This window comes from Mycobacterium sp. Soil_C_30 (genome assembly GCF_057656995.1).
Genome location: NZ_JBDGJH010000016.1, coordinates 101222 through 116299 on the forward strand (window position 1 = coordinate 101222; position 15078 = coordinate 116299).

Sequence of the window (15078 nt, forward strand, 5' to 3'; positions counted from 1 at the left end):
GTCCAGGAGGAGAAGAACATGAGCTTGGTCAACATCGCACATTCCGGTGAGGCGGTACATGACGAGTTGGTGCCCTCGCGCTATGCACTGCGGGTCGGTGAGATCGAGGTGATGGTGATCAGTGACGGCGTACTGCCGATCACGGCGGAAACGTTGGCCACCAACGCCGACTCGGCGGAGTTGGCGGCCTGGCTCGAGGACATGTTCCTGCCCCCGGATGTCTTGGACTGGCCGCTCAATGTCGCCGTGGTCCGTAGTGGTGATCGGACAATTCTGATCGATTCCGGCCTGGGCCTTGAGTTTCCGGGCTTTCCGCGGGCGGGCCAGCTGGCGATGCGTCTGGAGGCCGCCGGCATTGCCCCGGCATCGGTGACCGATGTGGTGCTCACCCACTTGCACATGGATCACATCGGCGGACTGCTCGCCGATGGACTGCGGGGCCGGATGCGCCCGGACCTGAGGATCCACCTGGCGACCGCCGAGGCCGAATTCTGGGCCGCCCCCGATTTCTCCCGCACCGCCATGCCGGCGCCGGTGCCCGAGGTGCTGCGCTCCACCGCATCACGATTTCTGGATGTGTACCGCAGCCAGTTGCAGCCGTTCCAGACAGAGTACGAGGTGGCACCGGGCGTACGGGTCTGCCGTACGGGTGGTCACACCCCGGGGCACAGCATCGTCCGTCTGGAGTCCGGCGGTGACCGGCTGACATTCGCCGGCGACGCCGTGTTCCAACCCGGCTTCGACAAGCCCGAGTGGCACAACGGCTTTGAGCATGACCCCGAGGAAGCGGCGCGGGTCCGGGTCCGTCTGCTGCACGAACTGGCGGCGACGGGTGAGGCGCTGGTGGCGACCCACCTGTCGTTCCCCTCCGTCTGCCGGGTGGCGGTCGCCGGCAACGCGTTCCGTTTCGTCCCGACCGTCTGGGACTACTGACCACACGGTCGATGTGGTGACCCGGCGGTTCACCCGTCAGGCGGGCTCCACATCACCGAGAAACGCGGTCAGCGCGGCATTGACCTCGCCGGGCCTTTCCTCCTGCAGCCAGTGGCCGGCACCGTCGATCAGTACCTCCCGGTAGGGGGCGGTGACGACCTCCCGAACACGGTCACGCGGCGACATCGCCATCGCCGGATCGGCGGTGCCGCCGAGGAACAACGTCGGAACAGCGATCGTCGGGGATGCGGTGGTCTCGGTGAGTTCCCAGTTCCGGTCGAAGTTCCGGTACCAGTTCAGCGGGCCGGTGAATCCGGTCGCGGTGAATTCGGCGATGTAGTGGTCTGCCTCGTCCTGCGTGATCCACTGCGGCCACTCTGTTTCGGGCAACCGCTCGATGAAGCCCGCAGGACCGGGCGTCGCCATCTCCAGAAAGATGTTCTCACCGTTGACCGAGCGAATTCCGCCCATCAACCTGCGCATCGTGCGGGCCGGATCGGCGTTCAGCTCGGCATCGGCGGGCCCCGGTTCCTGGAAGTAGAGGACGTAGGCGAAGTTGTCGCCGAAGACGCTGCGCCACAGTTGTGTCGGGGGTACAGGTGGGCGCGGTGCCGGCGCAACGCTGAGCGCCACCAACGCCGACACCCGGTCCGGGTGCAGCAGCGCGAAGTTGGTTGCCACCAACGCACCCCAGTCGTGACCCACTATCGCCGCCCGGTCAGCGTCGACGTCGTCGAGCAGGCCCACGATATCGCCGGTGAGGTTCACGATGTCGTAGTCGGCGACCGCCGCGGGGCGCGAGGATCCCCCGTAACCGCGCTGATCGGGGGCCAGCACGTGGTAGCCCGCTGCGGCGAGGACCGGGATCTGGTGCCGCCACGAGAACGCGAGTTCGGGAAATCCGTGTGCCAGAACGACTACCGGGGCACCACGGTCGCCGGCCTCGGTGACCCTCAGCGTGACTCCGTTGGTGTCGACGAATCGTTGCCTCGAGGCGTTCACCGTCTCAGTCAAACACAATGCCAGATCAGTGTGCGGTGGCGCGCAGACTCTGGTGTTCGGCGGAACTGATGGTCACGGCGGCGATGACGATACCCACGACGATGCCGATACCGGTATCAGCGATCCGGTCGAGGGCGATCTCCGGTGACAGTCCCGCACCGAGCCCGGTGAGCAGCAGCGCCATCGGAGTCACCGCCAACGAGGTGACCGCGTAGTTCACTGTCGAGGCCACCTCGGCGACCACCTGGAAGACGACGATGGCTGCGACGGCACCCCAGTAGCCCAGCGGTAGCGCCAACAGGGCCGCCGCCAGCAGTGCGCCGCCGATGTTGCCGAGCAGACGCTGCACACCGCGGTGTACCGCCACGTGGTAGCCGACGCCCTGCATGGTTGCCACCGCGCCCATCGTGGCCCACATCGGATGTTCCAGATGGGCGCCGGCCGCGATGGCTGCGCCGAGCGCTCCCGCCACCGCGATGCACCCGCCGCGCGCGATCAGTCGCCGGTGCGGCGCACGGGCCATCGTCACACGAAGCGATTCCCGTTGCGCGGAGGGTTGTTTCGGTTTCCTGCGAAGTAGCAGCGCACCCCACCACGGGGTCATCGCCGCCGACACACCGATCACCGCACCGAGGACCGTGGCCGTCACCACTCGGAACACATCGCCGGCATCGTGGGCGAAGCCGGCGGCACCCACTGCGCCGAACACGAACACCACAGCACCAGGGCCGACGATGTGCAGGGCCCAGACCAGATACGCTGCCGCTCCGGCGAGGAGCGAGATCACCGCAACGACAACGGCGAGGGGGTACCCGCCGGCGCCCAGCAGGGCCCCGATGCCGAGGGCCGCCGTGATACCTGCCGCCAGGACGAGCAGGCGCCCGAAGCGCACGGGATAGGGGTCGGGGCGGCAGAACGCCGACACCAATGCTCCCAGCGCGGCGAACCCAGCGATATCCCGCTGATGGACCAGACCGCCGATGACGAACACCAGTGTCACCGCGACACCCACGCACAGCGGTCCCGTCACGGCGGCCCGGTGCAGATCCAGCCGAAGAGCGCCGCGCCAGGATTGCGGATCGACGGCATGACGCAGGGCCGCGCTGCCGCGACCGACTTGTTCGAGGATCACCCAAGGAACTTTATCACTATTTTACTTATAAAATACTCCGGGGATATCATGGCCGCGTGCCTCAACCCGCAGATGCGCGCGCGCTCACGGACACCGTCGACCGCATCCGCCGTGAATGGGAACAGGCCTGCCCCGACCTGGACACCGCACCCATCGAGGTGTTGGGCCGGGTGCACCGGATTGCCTCGATCAGCAATCAACGGCTCGATCTGCATCTCGAACGCCACGGCATCACCCGGTCGGAGTTCAGTGTCCTCAGCGCCCTGGCACGCGCCGGTCGCCCGCTTCGAGCCAGTGAAGTCGTGTCCACCACCATGCTCAGCGGAGCGTCGATCACCAAGATCGCCGACAGTCTCCTGCGCCGCGAACTCCTGGTCCGGCAGAAATCCGAGCGGGACGGACGGGTGGTACTGCTGGCGTTGACCGATGCCGGCCAGGCCGTGGTGGACGACGAGATGCCGCGGCGCCTCGCCGATGACGAGGAGATGATCGCCGCACTGTCGGGGGCCGAACGCGAAACGCTTGCCCACCTGCTGCGCAAGATCTGCGCAGGGCTCGGCGAATGAGCGGCTAGGACAGGAACCGGGCCCGCACCTCGGGCGCCGGAATGGGGCACGTGTCGTGTGTCCCGAAGATGCGGTACCGAATTCGGGCGAAGCCGTCGTAGAGCCGATCTCGCAGCGGCGTGGGAATCAGCCCGGCGAATTTCAGGGCGCGCCATGGACCGCCGAGATACTCCACCACGCGCAGCGCGGCAGCCGACCGGACGGTCACCCGCTCGTCGGGTGCGCCGGGGTTGTCGACGTACACGACCGAGTCCACGCCGGCCAGGATCGGATGGCGGACGATCACCTCTCGGGCGAAGTCGCTGTCCAGGGCGGCGAATCGCAGAGTGTTGCGTCGGTCCAGCCGCAGAATGGTCTGCACGGCGCTGTTGCAGAATCCGCAGATCCCGTCATACAACAAGACCGGCCCGGCACCCGATCCCTGCACGTAAGCCATCGGTGACCTCCTTGTCGCTACTTCCGAGTGTTCCCCCGCCCGGCCCGACAATCCGCAAAGGTGAGCGATCAGACACCGATGTGAGCGGGAATCGACGGCCCGGGCACTTCGAATGGCCCGGCGGTGGGTAACTGAGGGGGGTGAAGGACACAATGAGTGCGGTTCCCCGTCGCGGATCTGTCTACGGTGGCCATCTTCGATCGACCGCGGTGGTGGCCGCGCAGTTCATCGCGGTGGCTGCCGCGCTCTGGGTGCTCGCCTGGGTGGTCGGCAAGACGTGGGTGATCATCTTGCCGGTGGCGCTGGCGTTGATCGTCTGCACGGTCTTGTGGCCACCGGTGCGATGGCTGCTGCGCAAAGGCCTGCCGCCGGCGGTAGCGAGCTTGTCGGCGCTGCTGGTCGCGATGGGGGTGATCGCCGGTGTGGTCGCCGCCGTGGCCCCGGCGATCGTCGAGCAGTCCACCGAGCTGGCCGAACAGGCGACGGCGGGGGTGGTGCAGGTGCGCGACTGGCTCGGTGGGCCGCCGCTGAACATCAGTGAGGCGCAACTCAATTCAGCGGTCACCGCAATCACCGACCGGCTGAACTCGAGCAGCGCTCAGATCGCCTCCGGCGTCTTCACCGGTGTGGGCGCGGCGACGTCGGCGCTGGTCACCGTGTTCACCACCGTGGTGGTGACTTTCTTCTTCCTGAAGGACGGTCCCCGGTTCATCCCGTGGTTGCGTCGCACCGTCGGGATGCCCGCTGCGCCGCACGTGGCGGAGATCCTCACCCGCGTGTGGTCCACTCTCGGCGGATTCATCCGGACCCAAGCGCTGGTGAGCCTGGTCGACGCGGTGCTCATCGGGATCGGTTTGTTGATCCTGGGGGTGCCGTTGGCGTATGCCCTGGCGATCATCACCTTCATCGGCGGGTTCGTACCCATCGTCGGTGCGTTCGTCGCCGGCGGTCTGGCCGTGTTGGTCGCGCTCGTGTCCAGCGGCCCGGTGAACGCGCTGATCGTGCTGGGAATCATCCTGGCGGTGCAGCAACTCGAGGGCAACGTGCTGCAGCCGTGGCTGCAGTCGAAGTCCATGAAACTGCACGCCGTGATCGTGCTGCTGGCGGTGACCCTGGGCGCCTCGACCTTCGGGGTGATCGGCGCGTTCCTGGCGGTGCCCGTCGCGGCCGCTGCGGTGGTGATTCTCCGGTACTACAACGAGCAGGTCGCCGCGCGTGCCGGTGAGGCGCCTCCCGAGGACGCTTCCGAGGACGCTTCCGAGGACGAGGCGCCGGCCGACGATGAGCACTTAGAGGACGAGCAGGCGCCCGCGCAGCCTTCACACCCCGCTGGCTGACAACGGGTCCCCCGTCGTGGGCTCGGGCGAGCCGGCACGGACGGCCTCGAGTTGCGCTGCGAACGCCACCCCGAGGAACAATGCGACCGACGACAGGTTGGCCCACAGCAGCAGCGCGAAGATTCCCGTCAACGGACCGTAGGTATCGCCGAAGGACGCGCTCTCGAGCACATACAACGCGAGCGCTCCGGTCAACACCAACCACAGGGCCAGTGCCACTGCCGCTCCGAAGGCCAGCCACGAGTAGCCCGGTTGACGGCGCCGGGGCCCGCGCTCGATGAGGACGGTGAACGACGCCCACGCCAGGACGATCCCCACCGGCCAACTACCCACCGTCCACCACGTCTGGAAGGTCTCACCCAGGCCATATGTCGCCGCCAGCGATTCACCGAGCGCATCACCGGCGATGATGACGACGAAGCCGAGTTGCAACAGCAGGCCGGCGGTCAAGGCCATCAGCAGTGCCCGGCCGTATTTCTTCACCGCGGGCCGGTCACGCTCGATGCCGTAGATGCGGTTGGCCCCCCGCTCGATCTGCCCCATCGCCGTGGTCAACGCGATGATCGCCGCAATCAACCCGAGCCACAACGCCACCTGGCCGGCCGTCACGCCCTGCTCCTGGGTCCGCGCCGCGGCCTGCTCCACCATGTCCCCCTGCGCCTTGCCGGGCAGTACGCCGGCCACGGTCTGGGTGATCACCTGCGCCACATTCTCCGCGTGCACGGCGCTGGCCAGCCCGACCACGGCGATGATCAGTGGGATGAAAGACAGACACAGTTGCAACGCCAAAGCCCGCGCATGCGAGAAGCCGTCGGCGTATCGGAATCGGATGAACGAGTTCTTGACCAGGTTCCACCGCCCGTAACGCCGCAGCGCGGTCAGAGCGTCGTCGGCGGACAGTTCGTCCCCGGAGATGGTGATCGTCTCCGGCACACGGCTTGCGGTGCCCATGGCAGCCTCCTACCCCGTCACGCGGCCGCAACCACCGTGGGCGGCACCCGAACCACGAGTGCGCCGGGTAGAACGCGCACGTCGATGCGACGGCCCTCGGGGATCACCTCGCCGTCCATCTGCCGCGGTGCCACGCGGTCGGCTTCGACCGAGATCGACTGTCCTCGAAAGCGTTCGAGGTGCGGGATGGTGGTGCGCGGTTTGCGTGCGATCCGGTAGACGACGTGAAGCCAGTCGGTCAGAGATCGCGGGGCGACTACGACCACGTCGAGAATCCCGTCGTCGGCTGCGGCGTCGGGCAGTAGCTCCAGTCCGCCTTGGAGTTGACCGACATTGCCCACCAGGACGGTGCGGGCCGTCCTGCGCAGCGGTGTAGCGCCGTCGATGCCCAGTTGCACGTGCAGCACCGGGTCCCGCAGATGCCGCAGGGCGCTCGCGATGTACGCGGGCCAGCCTGCGATCCGCTTCAACTCCTCGGTGGTGTCGGCCATTATCGCCGCATCGAAGCCCATGCCTGCCATCACCGCGAACAGCTGGCCCCCGGCCGATCCCAGATCGATGCGACGGTCCACCCCGTCTACGGCCGTTGCCAGCGCATCATCGAGTTCCAACGGAATCCCGAGGTTGCGCGCAAGCAGATTGCCGCTGCCGACCGGCAGAATCGCGACCGGCAGCCCACTGCCGGCGAGCGCGCCCAGGCACGCCATCACGGTGCCGTCGCCACCACAGACCACGACGAGGTGCGCACCCGAGTCCACCGCCGCCCGCGCGATGCCTGGCCCCGGATCTTGCACTGTGGTCTCCAGCCACAACGATGGTGTCCACCCGGCCGCCGACAGCATCGTGTCGACGTGCTCCCTGACATCTGCCACATCCGACTTCGCCGGGTTGACGATGACCGCTGCCCGCATCAGTCATTCACCAGCCTCCTGTCGGCGTCGACGGCCGCGTCGCGGCGGCCGCCGGCGTCGTGCTTGCGCACGTAGACGATGACGGTGCTCAGCCAGATGGCGCCCAGCAGCACACCGGCGAGCACATCACTCGGATAGTGCATACCGCGATACACCCGGCTGCTTGCGATCGCCAATGGTACTGCGGCGCAGATGAATACGATGGCGACCGTGAGCATTCGGTGCCGGCTGTGCCAGATCGCGATCGCCGCGATCGCACCGTAGAAGCACACGGCCGCCGCGGTGTGCCCCGACGGGAATGACGACGTGGGCGGCGCGACGTCCAGTTGTGGCACGCGGGGCCTGGGCCGGTCGATGAACAACGTAGTCACCATGAACACCGCGGTCTCCCCCGCCACCGCGTAGATCACGACCAGCGATTCGCGCCACCTGCCGAACGCCCACCGGAATGCGATTGCGGCCAGCACCGTGAGCGTGATGATGGTCGGAGTCGCCGACAGTGTGGTGATGAACTTGCTCTCCGAGATGCCGTCGTTCTGCCGGTGTTCGACAAGCCGCCGGGGCACGTCGGCATCCCATCGACCTATTGCACTCGACGGCAACACGTCGGTGACCAGATACCCCACCAGAACCATCAGCGCAATGAGGCCGAGTGCCGGGACAACCAGCCACCCGACATCGCGTGCGACGCGGCGAATGCCCTGCGGGCGCATCTTCAGGATGTACCCGGTCGCAACGGTGTTCAAGCGCGCGGGGTAGCTCGAGGATGCTCGGCCGTCCCGACGTCCGCGGGCCGTTCCACCGGCTGACCTGTCTCCCGCCGCCACGCCACGTACGCCCATGTCGTCGCGGCCACCCACGCCACGCCGAGCATGACTCCGGCCAGCACGTCGCTGAGGAAATGGACGCCGAGCACCACCCGGGCGAGCGCAACGGCACACACCACGACGCACGCCACGACGACGGCCGCAATGCGTCCGCGCCGCGACAGGAAACGCAGTGTCAACAGCAGCAGAACGCAGCAGCCGATGGATGCGCCGAGCGCGTGACCGGACGGGAACGACAGGCCCGGCGCTGACGACACCGGCTCCGGCAGTACCGGACGGGCCCGCCCGACAACGATCTTCAGCGCGAGCCCGAGGGCGGCACCGCCCCATACGGTGGTGAGCAGCCACACCGCATGGCGGCGCTCACCGTGCACCAGATACGCCACCGCCAGCAGCGTGAGCAGAGCCCGGAAGACATTCGGATCCAGAACGCGGCTGACAGCTTCGGCCGTCGTCACGAGTCCGGGGTGGGCTGCGTCGATGCGCCTGAACGCCTCGGCGGTACCGATGTCGAGCTGACGCAACGGCGGCCAACCGGCCCGAACCAACAACAGCAGCACCGCAAAGACCGTCGCGGCCACGAATGTGCCGAGCAGACCTGCACCGAGGCGCAGTCCGAAGTGTTCGTCGGCCCTGCTCAGGTGGTCGTGGATGAACCTCCACGGCTTGCGCGCCATGCCCCCGAGGGTTCCCCGGCGGGGGCGCGGCACACCTGAGGTGTGTCAGTCCGAATCGGAGTCGTCGGAGGTGCTGCCGCTGTTCCCCTGGGAGCCGTTGCGGCCGCCGAACCCGCCGGAGCCACCGGAGCCACCGGCACCGCCGGTCTTGATGCCGCCGACGCTGGTTCCCTCACCGCCGTCACCGCCGTCGCCGCCTCTGCCGAAGCCGATGCCGCCGGAACCACCCGAGCCTCCGTCTCCCCCGGCCACGTCGCCTTCGGCGGCATCGGCCGCGCCGCCTTGGCCGCCCTTGCCTCCGGAACCGAACACACCGCCGCCGGTTCCTCCGGCCCCACCGAGACCACCCTTGGCGTCGCCGTCATCGGAGGTGGCCGAGCCTCCCGCACCGCCGGTGCCGCCGGTTCCGCCGAAGATGGCTCCGGCTCCACCGGTACCGCCCGCGCCGCCCTCGGCGGAGGTCAGCGGGTCGGCCTCCGAGGAGTCGTCCGAACCGCCGGTGCCGCCGCTGCCCCCACTACCGAAGCCCCAGCCGGCGTTCCCACCGTTGCCGCCGGCGGTGGCCTTGGACACCAGCTTTCCGTCGATGTACACCGCGTCCGCCCCGGCACCGCCCGTGCCTCCGTTGCCCCAGAAGAGGCCACCTGCGCCGCCTGCACCACCGTTGGTGGCGGGCAAATTATCCTGCGCCACAGCGCCTTTGCCGCCCGCACCGCCGTCACCGAAGAGCCCGGCATTGCCGCCGGTTCCGCCGTTGGCGCCTTTACCTCCGTTGCCGAAGAAGATGCCGCCGTTCCCGCCGTTGCAGGCCTCGCCCGTGCAGTCATCCGAGGCGTCGAGGCCATTGCCGATCAACAGCCCACCGGGCCCGAAAAGCGGCTGGAAGCTCAGCGCGTCCGGCGTTTCCAGCGAAGCGGCCGCGGATGTACCCAGCCCACCGTCACAATTCGGGTCCAGGTTGTCGCATTCGTTGGCGACGAGGTGCACCTGCGCGGTGCGCGTGGTCGGCGGCGCGTCAGGCGTGGCCAGCGCCAGGGCGCCCAGGCCCACCATGGCGGCTCCGGCGAGCCCGGCGGTGAAGTACTGTCCGGCCGTGCGCGGCGCAGGCCGGCGTCCACTCGTCACGTACATGTAGAACCCCTTGCGTCAGAGCCCCAACCCGCGACGGTGGGCGCTTGCCTTAGCGTTTCCTGAGAGGAATCGCCCTGATTCTTTAGTTTGCGGCGACCCTGCGTCAAGACCCAATTTCGGCCGACACTCACGTCAATAAAGCGTTGCGGTGCGGCACAATTCCGTGTTCAACCGTCAATAAGCAGTTAACGAGGGACTGTCGGTGGATCACCACGCGCTGAGTCCAGAGGCTTTGCCCGCCGTTCTGCGTGCCGTCGAGGTGTTCGAATCCGCCCCCCGTCGATGAACGTCTGCCGTATACATGGTCGATGGCGGCAGCTGCCTATGTCGGTCGAGTCAGCGGTCTGGCGGTCGCGCTCGGAATCGGCGCGGCGCTGACCTCGGGAACGGCGTGGGCCGACAGTGATTCCACTCCACAGGAATCGCACTCCGCACGCACCGCCAAGGCCACGGCAGGCGCCGACAGGACAGAGCGTACTCAGCGCCGATCGACAACAACCCGCAGCGCGGCGTCGTCGACGGATGGTCGAAGCGACCGGAGTACATCGAAACAAGCTGAGCGACAACCAGATACCGACGAATCGGCCACACCGCGGAAACGCGAATCGGCACCACGCATCACCCAGCGAACCACAAACCCGACCACCGAGGAGACGGCAACGTCGGATTCGCCGGCCCGCCGGGAACCCGACGTTCCTGCGGAGGTGTTGCTGACGTCGACGGCGCTGGCCGCGGCGGGGCGCGAGACGACCACCGCTCCCGCGTGGGTATCGTTGGCGTACAGTCCGATTCACGCCGCCGCGCAGGACTGGATGCACAGCGACGGCGGTCAGCAGATCGCCGAATGGGTCAACACGCTGGCCGGTTCGTATGTGATCGGCGACGGCGCCGACGGCACTGCAGAACATCCGGACGGCGGCCCCGCGGGGTGGCTACTCGGCGACGGAGGCGACGGCTGGGACGCCACCGGAGCCGGCGCCGTAGGCGGGGCCGGAGGCGCGGCCGGGCTGTTCGGCAACGGTGGTACCGGTGGCGGCGGCGGTGCGGGTGCGGCAGGCGGGAGCGGTGGTACCGGCGGCTGGCTCATGGGTATCGGCGGCGCCGGCGGTACCGGTGGCGACGGCATCGCCGGTGGTGCCGGCGGCGCGGGTGGTAGCGGCGGCGACGCACGCGGCGCGGTTTTCGGCATCGGAGGTCGCGGTGGGGACGGCGGGACGGGCTCCGACGGCGGCCGAGGCGGCAACGGTGGTGACGGCGCGCAACTTTTGGGCAGTGGTGGAGACGGCGGTGCGGCCGGGAACAGCGGGGTGGGCGGCGAGTCCGTGAGCTTGCCGGCGCTCGGCGGAGCCGGTGGGACCGCAGGATGGCTCGGCGCGCACGGAAAAGTGGGCCGGTCCGGCCGCGATGCCGGGACCCCATGGTCCACAACAGCTTCCGAAACGAGCTTGCCCCTCGTGGTCAACAGCGGGACCTGGTTGACCAACAGCCAGGGGCAGGTGGTCATCCTTCACGGAGTCAACGAGGTGTACAAGCTCGCGCCGTACGACCCGTCGGTCTCGGGTTTCGATGACGACGACGCGGAGTTCCTCGCCGAGAACGGCTTCAACGTGGTCCGGTTGGGCATCATCTGGGCGGCGGTCGAACCCGAGCCCGGAGTCATCGACACCGCCTACCTGTCGTCGATCGAGCAGACGGTGCAGCTGCTGGCCGACCGCGGCATCTACACCATCCTCGACATGCACCAAGACCTCTACAGCACCACGTTCTACGGTGAGGGCGCTCCCGAGTGGGCCTCGTACACCGGCGGACATCCGAACCCGGACGCCGGGTTTCCTGGTGGCTACTACCTCAATCCAGCGCAACAACACGCCTGGGATGCGTTCTGGGACAACGCAGAAGCGCCGAACGGAATTGGACTGCAGGACAACTACGCGCTGGCGTGGGAGCACGTCGCAAGTCACTTCAGTGGCAACACCGCAGTCATCGGGTACGACATCATGAACGAGCCGTTCCCCGGTTCCTCGTGGTTGTCGACGCTGCTGGGCGGTACGTTCTTCGGGGAGCAGCAGTTGGCGCCGATGTACAACCAGGTGGCCGCCGCCATCCGGGCCGTCGACCCCACGACGCCGCTGTACATCGAACCGGGCAACCCCGCGGTGTCCGAGATTCCCGCCATCCTGGGTCTGCCGCTCAGTTTGGGCGTGGTCGATGATCCGAATGTCGTTCTGGCGTTTCACGATTACTGTGGGCCTGTCGACGGAGGGTTGTGTACCTTCATCGCCGGTGCACTGGCCACCCAGGCCCGGAATTACTCTGTGCGCCACGACATCCCGGCGGTCATGAACGAGTTCGGCGCCACCAGCGACACCTCACAGCTCACTGATCAGATGAGCGCCGCGGACCGGTACTTCATGAGCTGGGCAGTGTGGGCCTACACCGGCAAGGGTGATATCACCGGGTCTCCCGACGTGGAGGCGCTGGTCTACGATCCCGCCTCACCACCGGTCGGCGTGAACGTCAACAGCGGCAACATGGCCATCCTGACCGCGCCCTATCCCCAGCTGATCTCGGGCACTCCGATGGTCTGGTCGACCGCCGACGGCACCCTCCGGTTCAGCTACTCCACCACGGCGGTCGACGGCTCGGGCAGCTTCGGCGCCGGTGCCCCGACCGTCATCTCGGCACCCGCAGCGGCGTACCCGAACGGCTATCACGTCAGCGTCACCGGCGGACGCGTCGTATCAGCACCCGACGCACCTCGCCTGGTCATCGAGTCGATGCCCGGCGCCACCACCATCGAGGTGGTGGTGACCCCCGGACAACCGGGCCTCTAGAAGAGGTCCGGCGTCGCAGGCGGCACGTCGTCGAGGAAGGCGGTGACCATCGGCACCAGCAGCGCCGACTCCCCGGACAGGCCGATGTGCGACATCGCGGGCAGCACCACCAATCGCGCCGGCGGAGCCTTCTCCAACATTCCCGTGGCCGCGGCGTTTTTGTCTCCGCCACCACGCAGCGTGAACATCTGCACTGCGTGCTCAAGGCGCACACCGTCGGCGTCGCCGACGATCACCATGGTGGGCGCGGTGATCGACCGCATCTGCGCATCGCTGATGTCCTGGTCGTCGATGTTGAGGCGCTTCATCTTCTCGAGATAGGCAGTAAAGGCCGTCGCGTCCGGTGTGTGGTCGAGGAACGCTGCCTCGACCGGTGTGCCGGCGAACGCCTCGGCGGTCAGGGTCGCGATGGAGTCGAAAACCTCCTGGTACCAACCCTCTTTGCGATAAGTCGCCGCCATGGTGACCAACTTGTTCACCAGCACCTGGTGCCGGATCGCGAGCTGAATCGCCACTCCGCCGCCTTGGGAGTAGCCCATCACATCGGCACGTTCCACGTGCAAAGCTTGCAGCAGCGCAGCGGCGTCGTCGGCGAACTGCTCATACGACATGAGGCGCGGGGTGTCCGGGGTGCGGCCGTGCCCCTGTTGGTCGAAAACGATCACGCTGCGTTCGCGCGCGAACGCGTACGCCCACGCGGCCATCGACTCGACGGCCATGAAAGCACCCGGAATCAACAGCAACGGCGGGCGACGCGCGTCGAGGTCGCCGTACACCTCGTAGTAGAGGTTCAGTCCGTTGATCGGCACATATCCGCCACGCGAAGCTGTCATGACCATCTGATGTTCTTCCTTCCACCGCCAGAGTCAGTTGAGACCGCGGCCGCCCACCGAATTCATCGCCGCATTTCACCTGCAGAGTCCTTCGCCCCCCACCGGCGGCGTCATGCGGCCTCTGTAGCGTGACAAGCGTGAACTCCTCCCGTGTGCCGACTTCTCTCGCACTGGCGGCGTGTGCCGCATCGCTTGTCCTGACCCTCACCGCATGCGGCTCTGACAGCGACTCCACGTCGGCCAGCTCCCCGTCCGTGGCCGAGATGGTGACCTCCGAGGTCACCGCGCCGGCTCCCGCCTCCAGCGGCTGCCCGACAGCGGCGCCGGAGAACACGGGCTCGCCCGAATGGACGTTGCCGGGAACCACCGGCAGTGTCGCGGTCAGCGGTTCCACCGACACGGCGGCACCGCTGGTCAATGTGGAAGCCCCGTTCAGCGTGGCGGAGACCCAGGTGCATACGTTGCAGCCCGGGGACGGGCCCGTCGTGGCCGACACCGCGACGGTCTCGGTGTGCTACATGGGCGTCAACGGACGTGACGGAACGGTGTTCGACAGCAGCTACGAGCGGGGGGCTCCGGTGGACTTCCCGCTCGACGGCGTGGTTCCGGGCTTCCAGAAGGCCATCGCCGGACAGCAGGTCGGATCCACCGTCGCGGTGGCGATGGTGCCCGCCGACGGTTATCCGCAGGGTCAGCCCGCCGCAGGTATCGAGCCCGGCGACACCCTGGTCTTCGCCATCAAGATCCTCGGCGCGTCAGGCTGAGCCATGCCGATTCGCGCGCTCGTCTTCGACGTCTTCGGAACGCTCGTCGACTGGCGCGGCGGCGTCTCCCGGGCGTTCCGCGCGGCGGGGCTCCCCGGCGACCCCGATGAGCTGGCCGATGCGTGGCGTGCGCGGTACCAGCCGATCCTGAGCGAGGTCAACGACGGAGCGCGGGCGTGGGGCACGTTCGACGAACTGCATCTGGTGACCCTCGATGACCTGCTGGCCGAGCGCGGCATCACCGCATCTCCGGAGATCCGCCACACCCTGGTGCGGGCCTGGCACCAGCTCGATCCGTGGCCGGATGTGAAGGCCGGCCTCGAGGACCTCCGCCGCAACCACGTCACGGCGCCGTTGTCGAACGGGCACATCGCACTGCTGGTCGATCTTGCCCGGCACGGCGATCTGCGATTCGACTGTGTGTTGTCGGCGGAGCTGGCGAACGCGTACAAACCGGCTGCCAAGGCGTATCTGACGGCTGCCCGCCTGCTCGACTCGGACCCGTCGGAGGTGATGTTGGTGGCCGCGCATCCCTCCGATCTCGCCGGTGCCCGCGCAGCAGGGCTCAGGACCGCGTTCGTCGACCGGCCGCTGGAGTTCGGTCCCGCCACCGGTTCTCGTGCCGACCCGCATGCGGACGTCTCGGCCGGCGACCTCCGGGAGCTGGCCCAGTTGCTCGCGCACGACTGAGCAGCAGCGGGTTGACGGCTCGGCGGCCAGGGCTGTCAGGGTCGGCCAGCGAGG

The 15078-nt window shown here is 67.9% G+C and carries 15 protein-coding genes; 6 read left to right on the forward strand and 9 right to left on the reverse strand.

Translation table 11 applies throughout. The features are described from left to right. Positions 1-18 precede the first annotated feature (18 nt). On the forward strand, positions 19-933 hold the full coding sequence (locus tag AC3A6P_RS25260; RefSeq protein WP_487694698.1) for an MBL fold metallo-hydrolase: 915 nt from the start codon (positions 19-21) through the stop codon (positions 931-933). 36 nt (positions 934-969) lie between these two features. On the opposite strand, the gene AC3A6P_RS25265 is transcribed toward AC3A6P_RS25260, so the two are convergent. Beyond that, positions 970-1935: an alpha/beta fold hydrolase gene (locus tag AC3A6P_RS25265; protein ID WP_487694699.1), complete on the reverse strand. Its 966-nt coding sequence runs from the start codon at positions 1933-1935 to the stop codon at positions 970-972. Between the two features lie 25 nt (positions 1936-1960). Beyond that, complete coding sequence (locus AC3A6P_RS25270) at positions 1961-3064, reverse strand: FUSC family protein (protein WP_487694775.1); 1104 nt, start codon at positions 3062-3064, stop codon at positions 1961-1963. A 59-nt stretch (positions 3065-3123) separates the two neighbouring features. On the opposite strand from AC3A6P_RS25270, the gene AC3A6P_RS25275 reads away from it, so the two are divergent. Further along, complete coding sequence (locus tag AC3A6P_RS25275; RefSeq protein WP_487694701.1) at positions 3124-3633, forward strand: MarR family winged helix-turn-helix transcriptional regulator; 510 nt, start codon at positions 3124-3126, stop codon at positions 3631-3633. 4 nt (positions 3634-3637) lie between these two features. On the opposite strand, the gene AC3A6P_RS25280 is transcribed toward AC3A6P_RS25275, so the two are convergent. Next, positions 3638-4069, reverse strand: a complete 432-nt coding sequence (locus AC3A6P_RS25280; protein WP_487694702.1) for a thiol-disulfide oxidoreductase DCC family protein — start codon at positions 4067-4069, stop codon at positions 3638-3640. Between the two features lie 152 nt (positions 4070-4221). Between AC3A6P_RS25280 and AC3A6P_RS25285 the strand changes: the two genes are divergently transcribed. Next, positions 4222-5406 (forward strand): AI-2E family transporter, encoded by a 1185-nt coding sequence (locus AC3A6P_RS25285; protein ID WP_487694703.1) that lies wholly within the window; start codon positions 4222-4224, stop codon positions 5404-5406. Here AC3A6P_RS25285 and AC3A6P_RS25290 read toward each other — a convergent pair. From AC3A6P_RS25290 to AC3A6P_RS25310, 5 genes are read right to left on the reverse strand one after another with little or no spacing between them, the layout of a single operon-like run. Next, the gene (locus AC3A6P_RS25290; RefSeq protein WP_487694705.1) at positions 5389-6357 is read right to left on the reverse strand and encodes a YihY/virulence factor BrkB family protein; all 969 of its coding nucleotides are present in this window, start codon (positions 6355-6357) and stop codon (positions 5389-5391) included. The genes AC3A6P_RS25285 and AC3A6P_RS25290 overlap by 18 nt on opposite strands. A gap of 17 nt (positions 6358-6374) precedes the next feature. Beyond that, entirely contained in the window at positions 6375-7268 is an 894-nt protein-coding gene (locus tag AC3A6P_RS25295) for a diacylglycerol/lipid kinase family protein (protein ID WP_487694707.1), read from the reverse strand. Next, complete coding sequence (locus AC3A6P_RS25300) at positions 7268-8014, reverse strand: phosphatase PAP2 family protein (RefSeq protein ID WP_487694709.1); 747 nt, start codon at positions 8012-8014, stop codon at positions 7268-7270. The genes AC3A6P_RS25295 and AC3A6P_RS25300 overlap by 1 nt, the downstream gene beginning before the upstream one ends. Beyond that, complete coding sequence (locus AC3A6P_RS25305) at positions 8011-8772, reverse strand: phosphatase PAP2 family protein (protein ID WP_487694710.1); 762 nt, start codon at positions 8770-8772, stop codon at positions 8011-8013. The genes AC3A6P_RS25300 and AC3A6P_RS25305 overlap by 4 nt, the downstream gene beginning before the upstream one ends. 45 nt (positions 8773-8817) lie before the next feature. Then, entirely contained in the window at positions 8818-9903 is a 1086-nt protein-coding gene (locus AC3A6P_RS25310) for a PGRS repeat-containing protein (protein WP_487694711.1), read from the reverse strand. A gap of 308 nt (positions 9904-10211) precedes the next feature. Between AC3A6P_RS25310 and AC3A6P_RS25315 the strand changes: the two genes are divergently transcribed. Further along, entirely contained in the window at positions 10212-12737 is a 2526-nt protein-coding gene (locus tag AC3A6P_RS25315) for a cellulase family glycosylhydrolase (protein ID WP_487694712.1), read from the forward strand. On the opposite strand, the gene AC3A6P_RS25320 is transcribed toward AC3A6P_RS25315, so the two are convergent. Beyond that, complete coding sequence (locus AC3A6P_RS25320) at positions 12734-13570, reverse strand: alpha/beta fold hydrolase (protein WP_487694713.1); 837 nt, start codon at positions 13568-13570, stop codon at positions 12734-12736. The genes AC3A6P_RS25315 and AC3A6P_RS25320 overlap by 4 nt on opposite strands. A gap of 137 nt (positions 13571-13707) precedes the next feature. Between AC3A6P_RS25320 and AC3A6P_RS25325 the strand changes: the two genes are divergently transcribed. Together AC3A6P_RS25325 and AC3A6P_RS25330 are read left to right on the forward strand one after the other, a co-directional pair. Beyond that, positions 13708-14334, forward strand: a complete 627-nt coding sequence (locus AC3A6P_RS25325) for an FKBP-type peptidyl-prolyl cis-trans isomerase (protein WP_487694714.1) — start codon at positions 13708-13710, stop codon at positions 14332-14334. A 3-nt stretch (positions 14335-14337) separates the two neighbouring features. Next, positions 14338-15024 carry a haloacid dehalogenase type II gene (locus AC3A6P_RS25330; RefSeq protein ID WP_487694715.1) on the forward strand — a complete coding sequence of 229 codons (687 nt, stop codon included), beginning with the start codon at positions 14338-14340 and terminating at the stop codon, positions 15022-15024. Positions 15025-15078 lie beyond the last annotated feature (54 nt).

What these genes read in the sequence shown, in the direction of transcription:
- AC3A6P_RS25260 (WP_487694698.1), top strand. Translation starts at nt 19, where the DNA reads ATGAGCTTGGTCAACATCGCACATTCCGGTGAGGCGGTACATGACGAG.
- AC3A6P_RS25280 (WP_487694702.1), bottom strand. Translation starts at nt 4,069, where the DNA reads ATGGCTTACGTGCAGGGATCGGGTGCCGGGCCGGTCTTGTTGTATGAC.
- AC3A6P_RS25285 (WP_487694703.1), top strand. Translation starts at nt 4,222, where the DNA reads ATGAGTGCGGTTCCCCGTCGCGGATCTGTCTACGGTGGCCATCTTCGA.
- AC3A6P_RS25290 (WP_487694705.1), bottom strand. Translation starts at nt 6,357, where the DNA reads ATGGGCACCGCAAGCCGTGTGCCGGAGACGATCACCATCTCCGGGGAC.
- AC3A6P_RS25295 (WP_487694707.1), bottom strand. Translation starts at nt 7,268, where the DNA reads ATGCGGGCAGCGGTCATCGTCAACCCGGCGAAGTCGGATGTGGCAGAT.
- AC3A6P_RS25305 (WP_487694710.1), bottom strand. Translation starts at nt 8,772, where the DNA reads ATGGCGCGCAAGCCGTGGAGGTTCATCCACGACCACCTGAGCAGGGCC.
- AC3A6P_RS25310 (WP_487694711.1), bottom strand. Translation starts at nt 9,903, where the DNA reads ATGTACGTGACGAGTGGACGCCGGCCTGCGCCGCGCACGGCCGGACAG.
- AC3A6P_RS25315 (WP_487694712.1), top strand. Translation starts at nt 10,212, where the DNA reads ATGGCGGCAGCTGCCTATGTCGGTCGAGTCAGCGGTCTGGCGGTCGCG.
- AC3A6P_RS25320 (WP_487694713.1), bottom strand. Translation starts at nt 13,570, where the DNA reads ATGACAGCTTCGCGTGGCGGATATGTGCCGATCAACGGACTGAACCTC.
- AC3A6P_RS25330 (WP_487694715.1), top strand. Translation starts at nt 14,338, where the DNA reads ATGCCGATTCGCGCGCTCGTCTTCGACGTCTTCGGAACGCTCGTCGAC.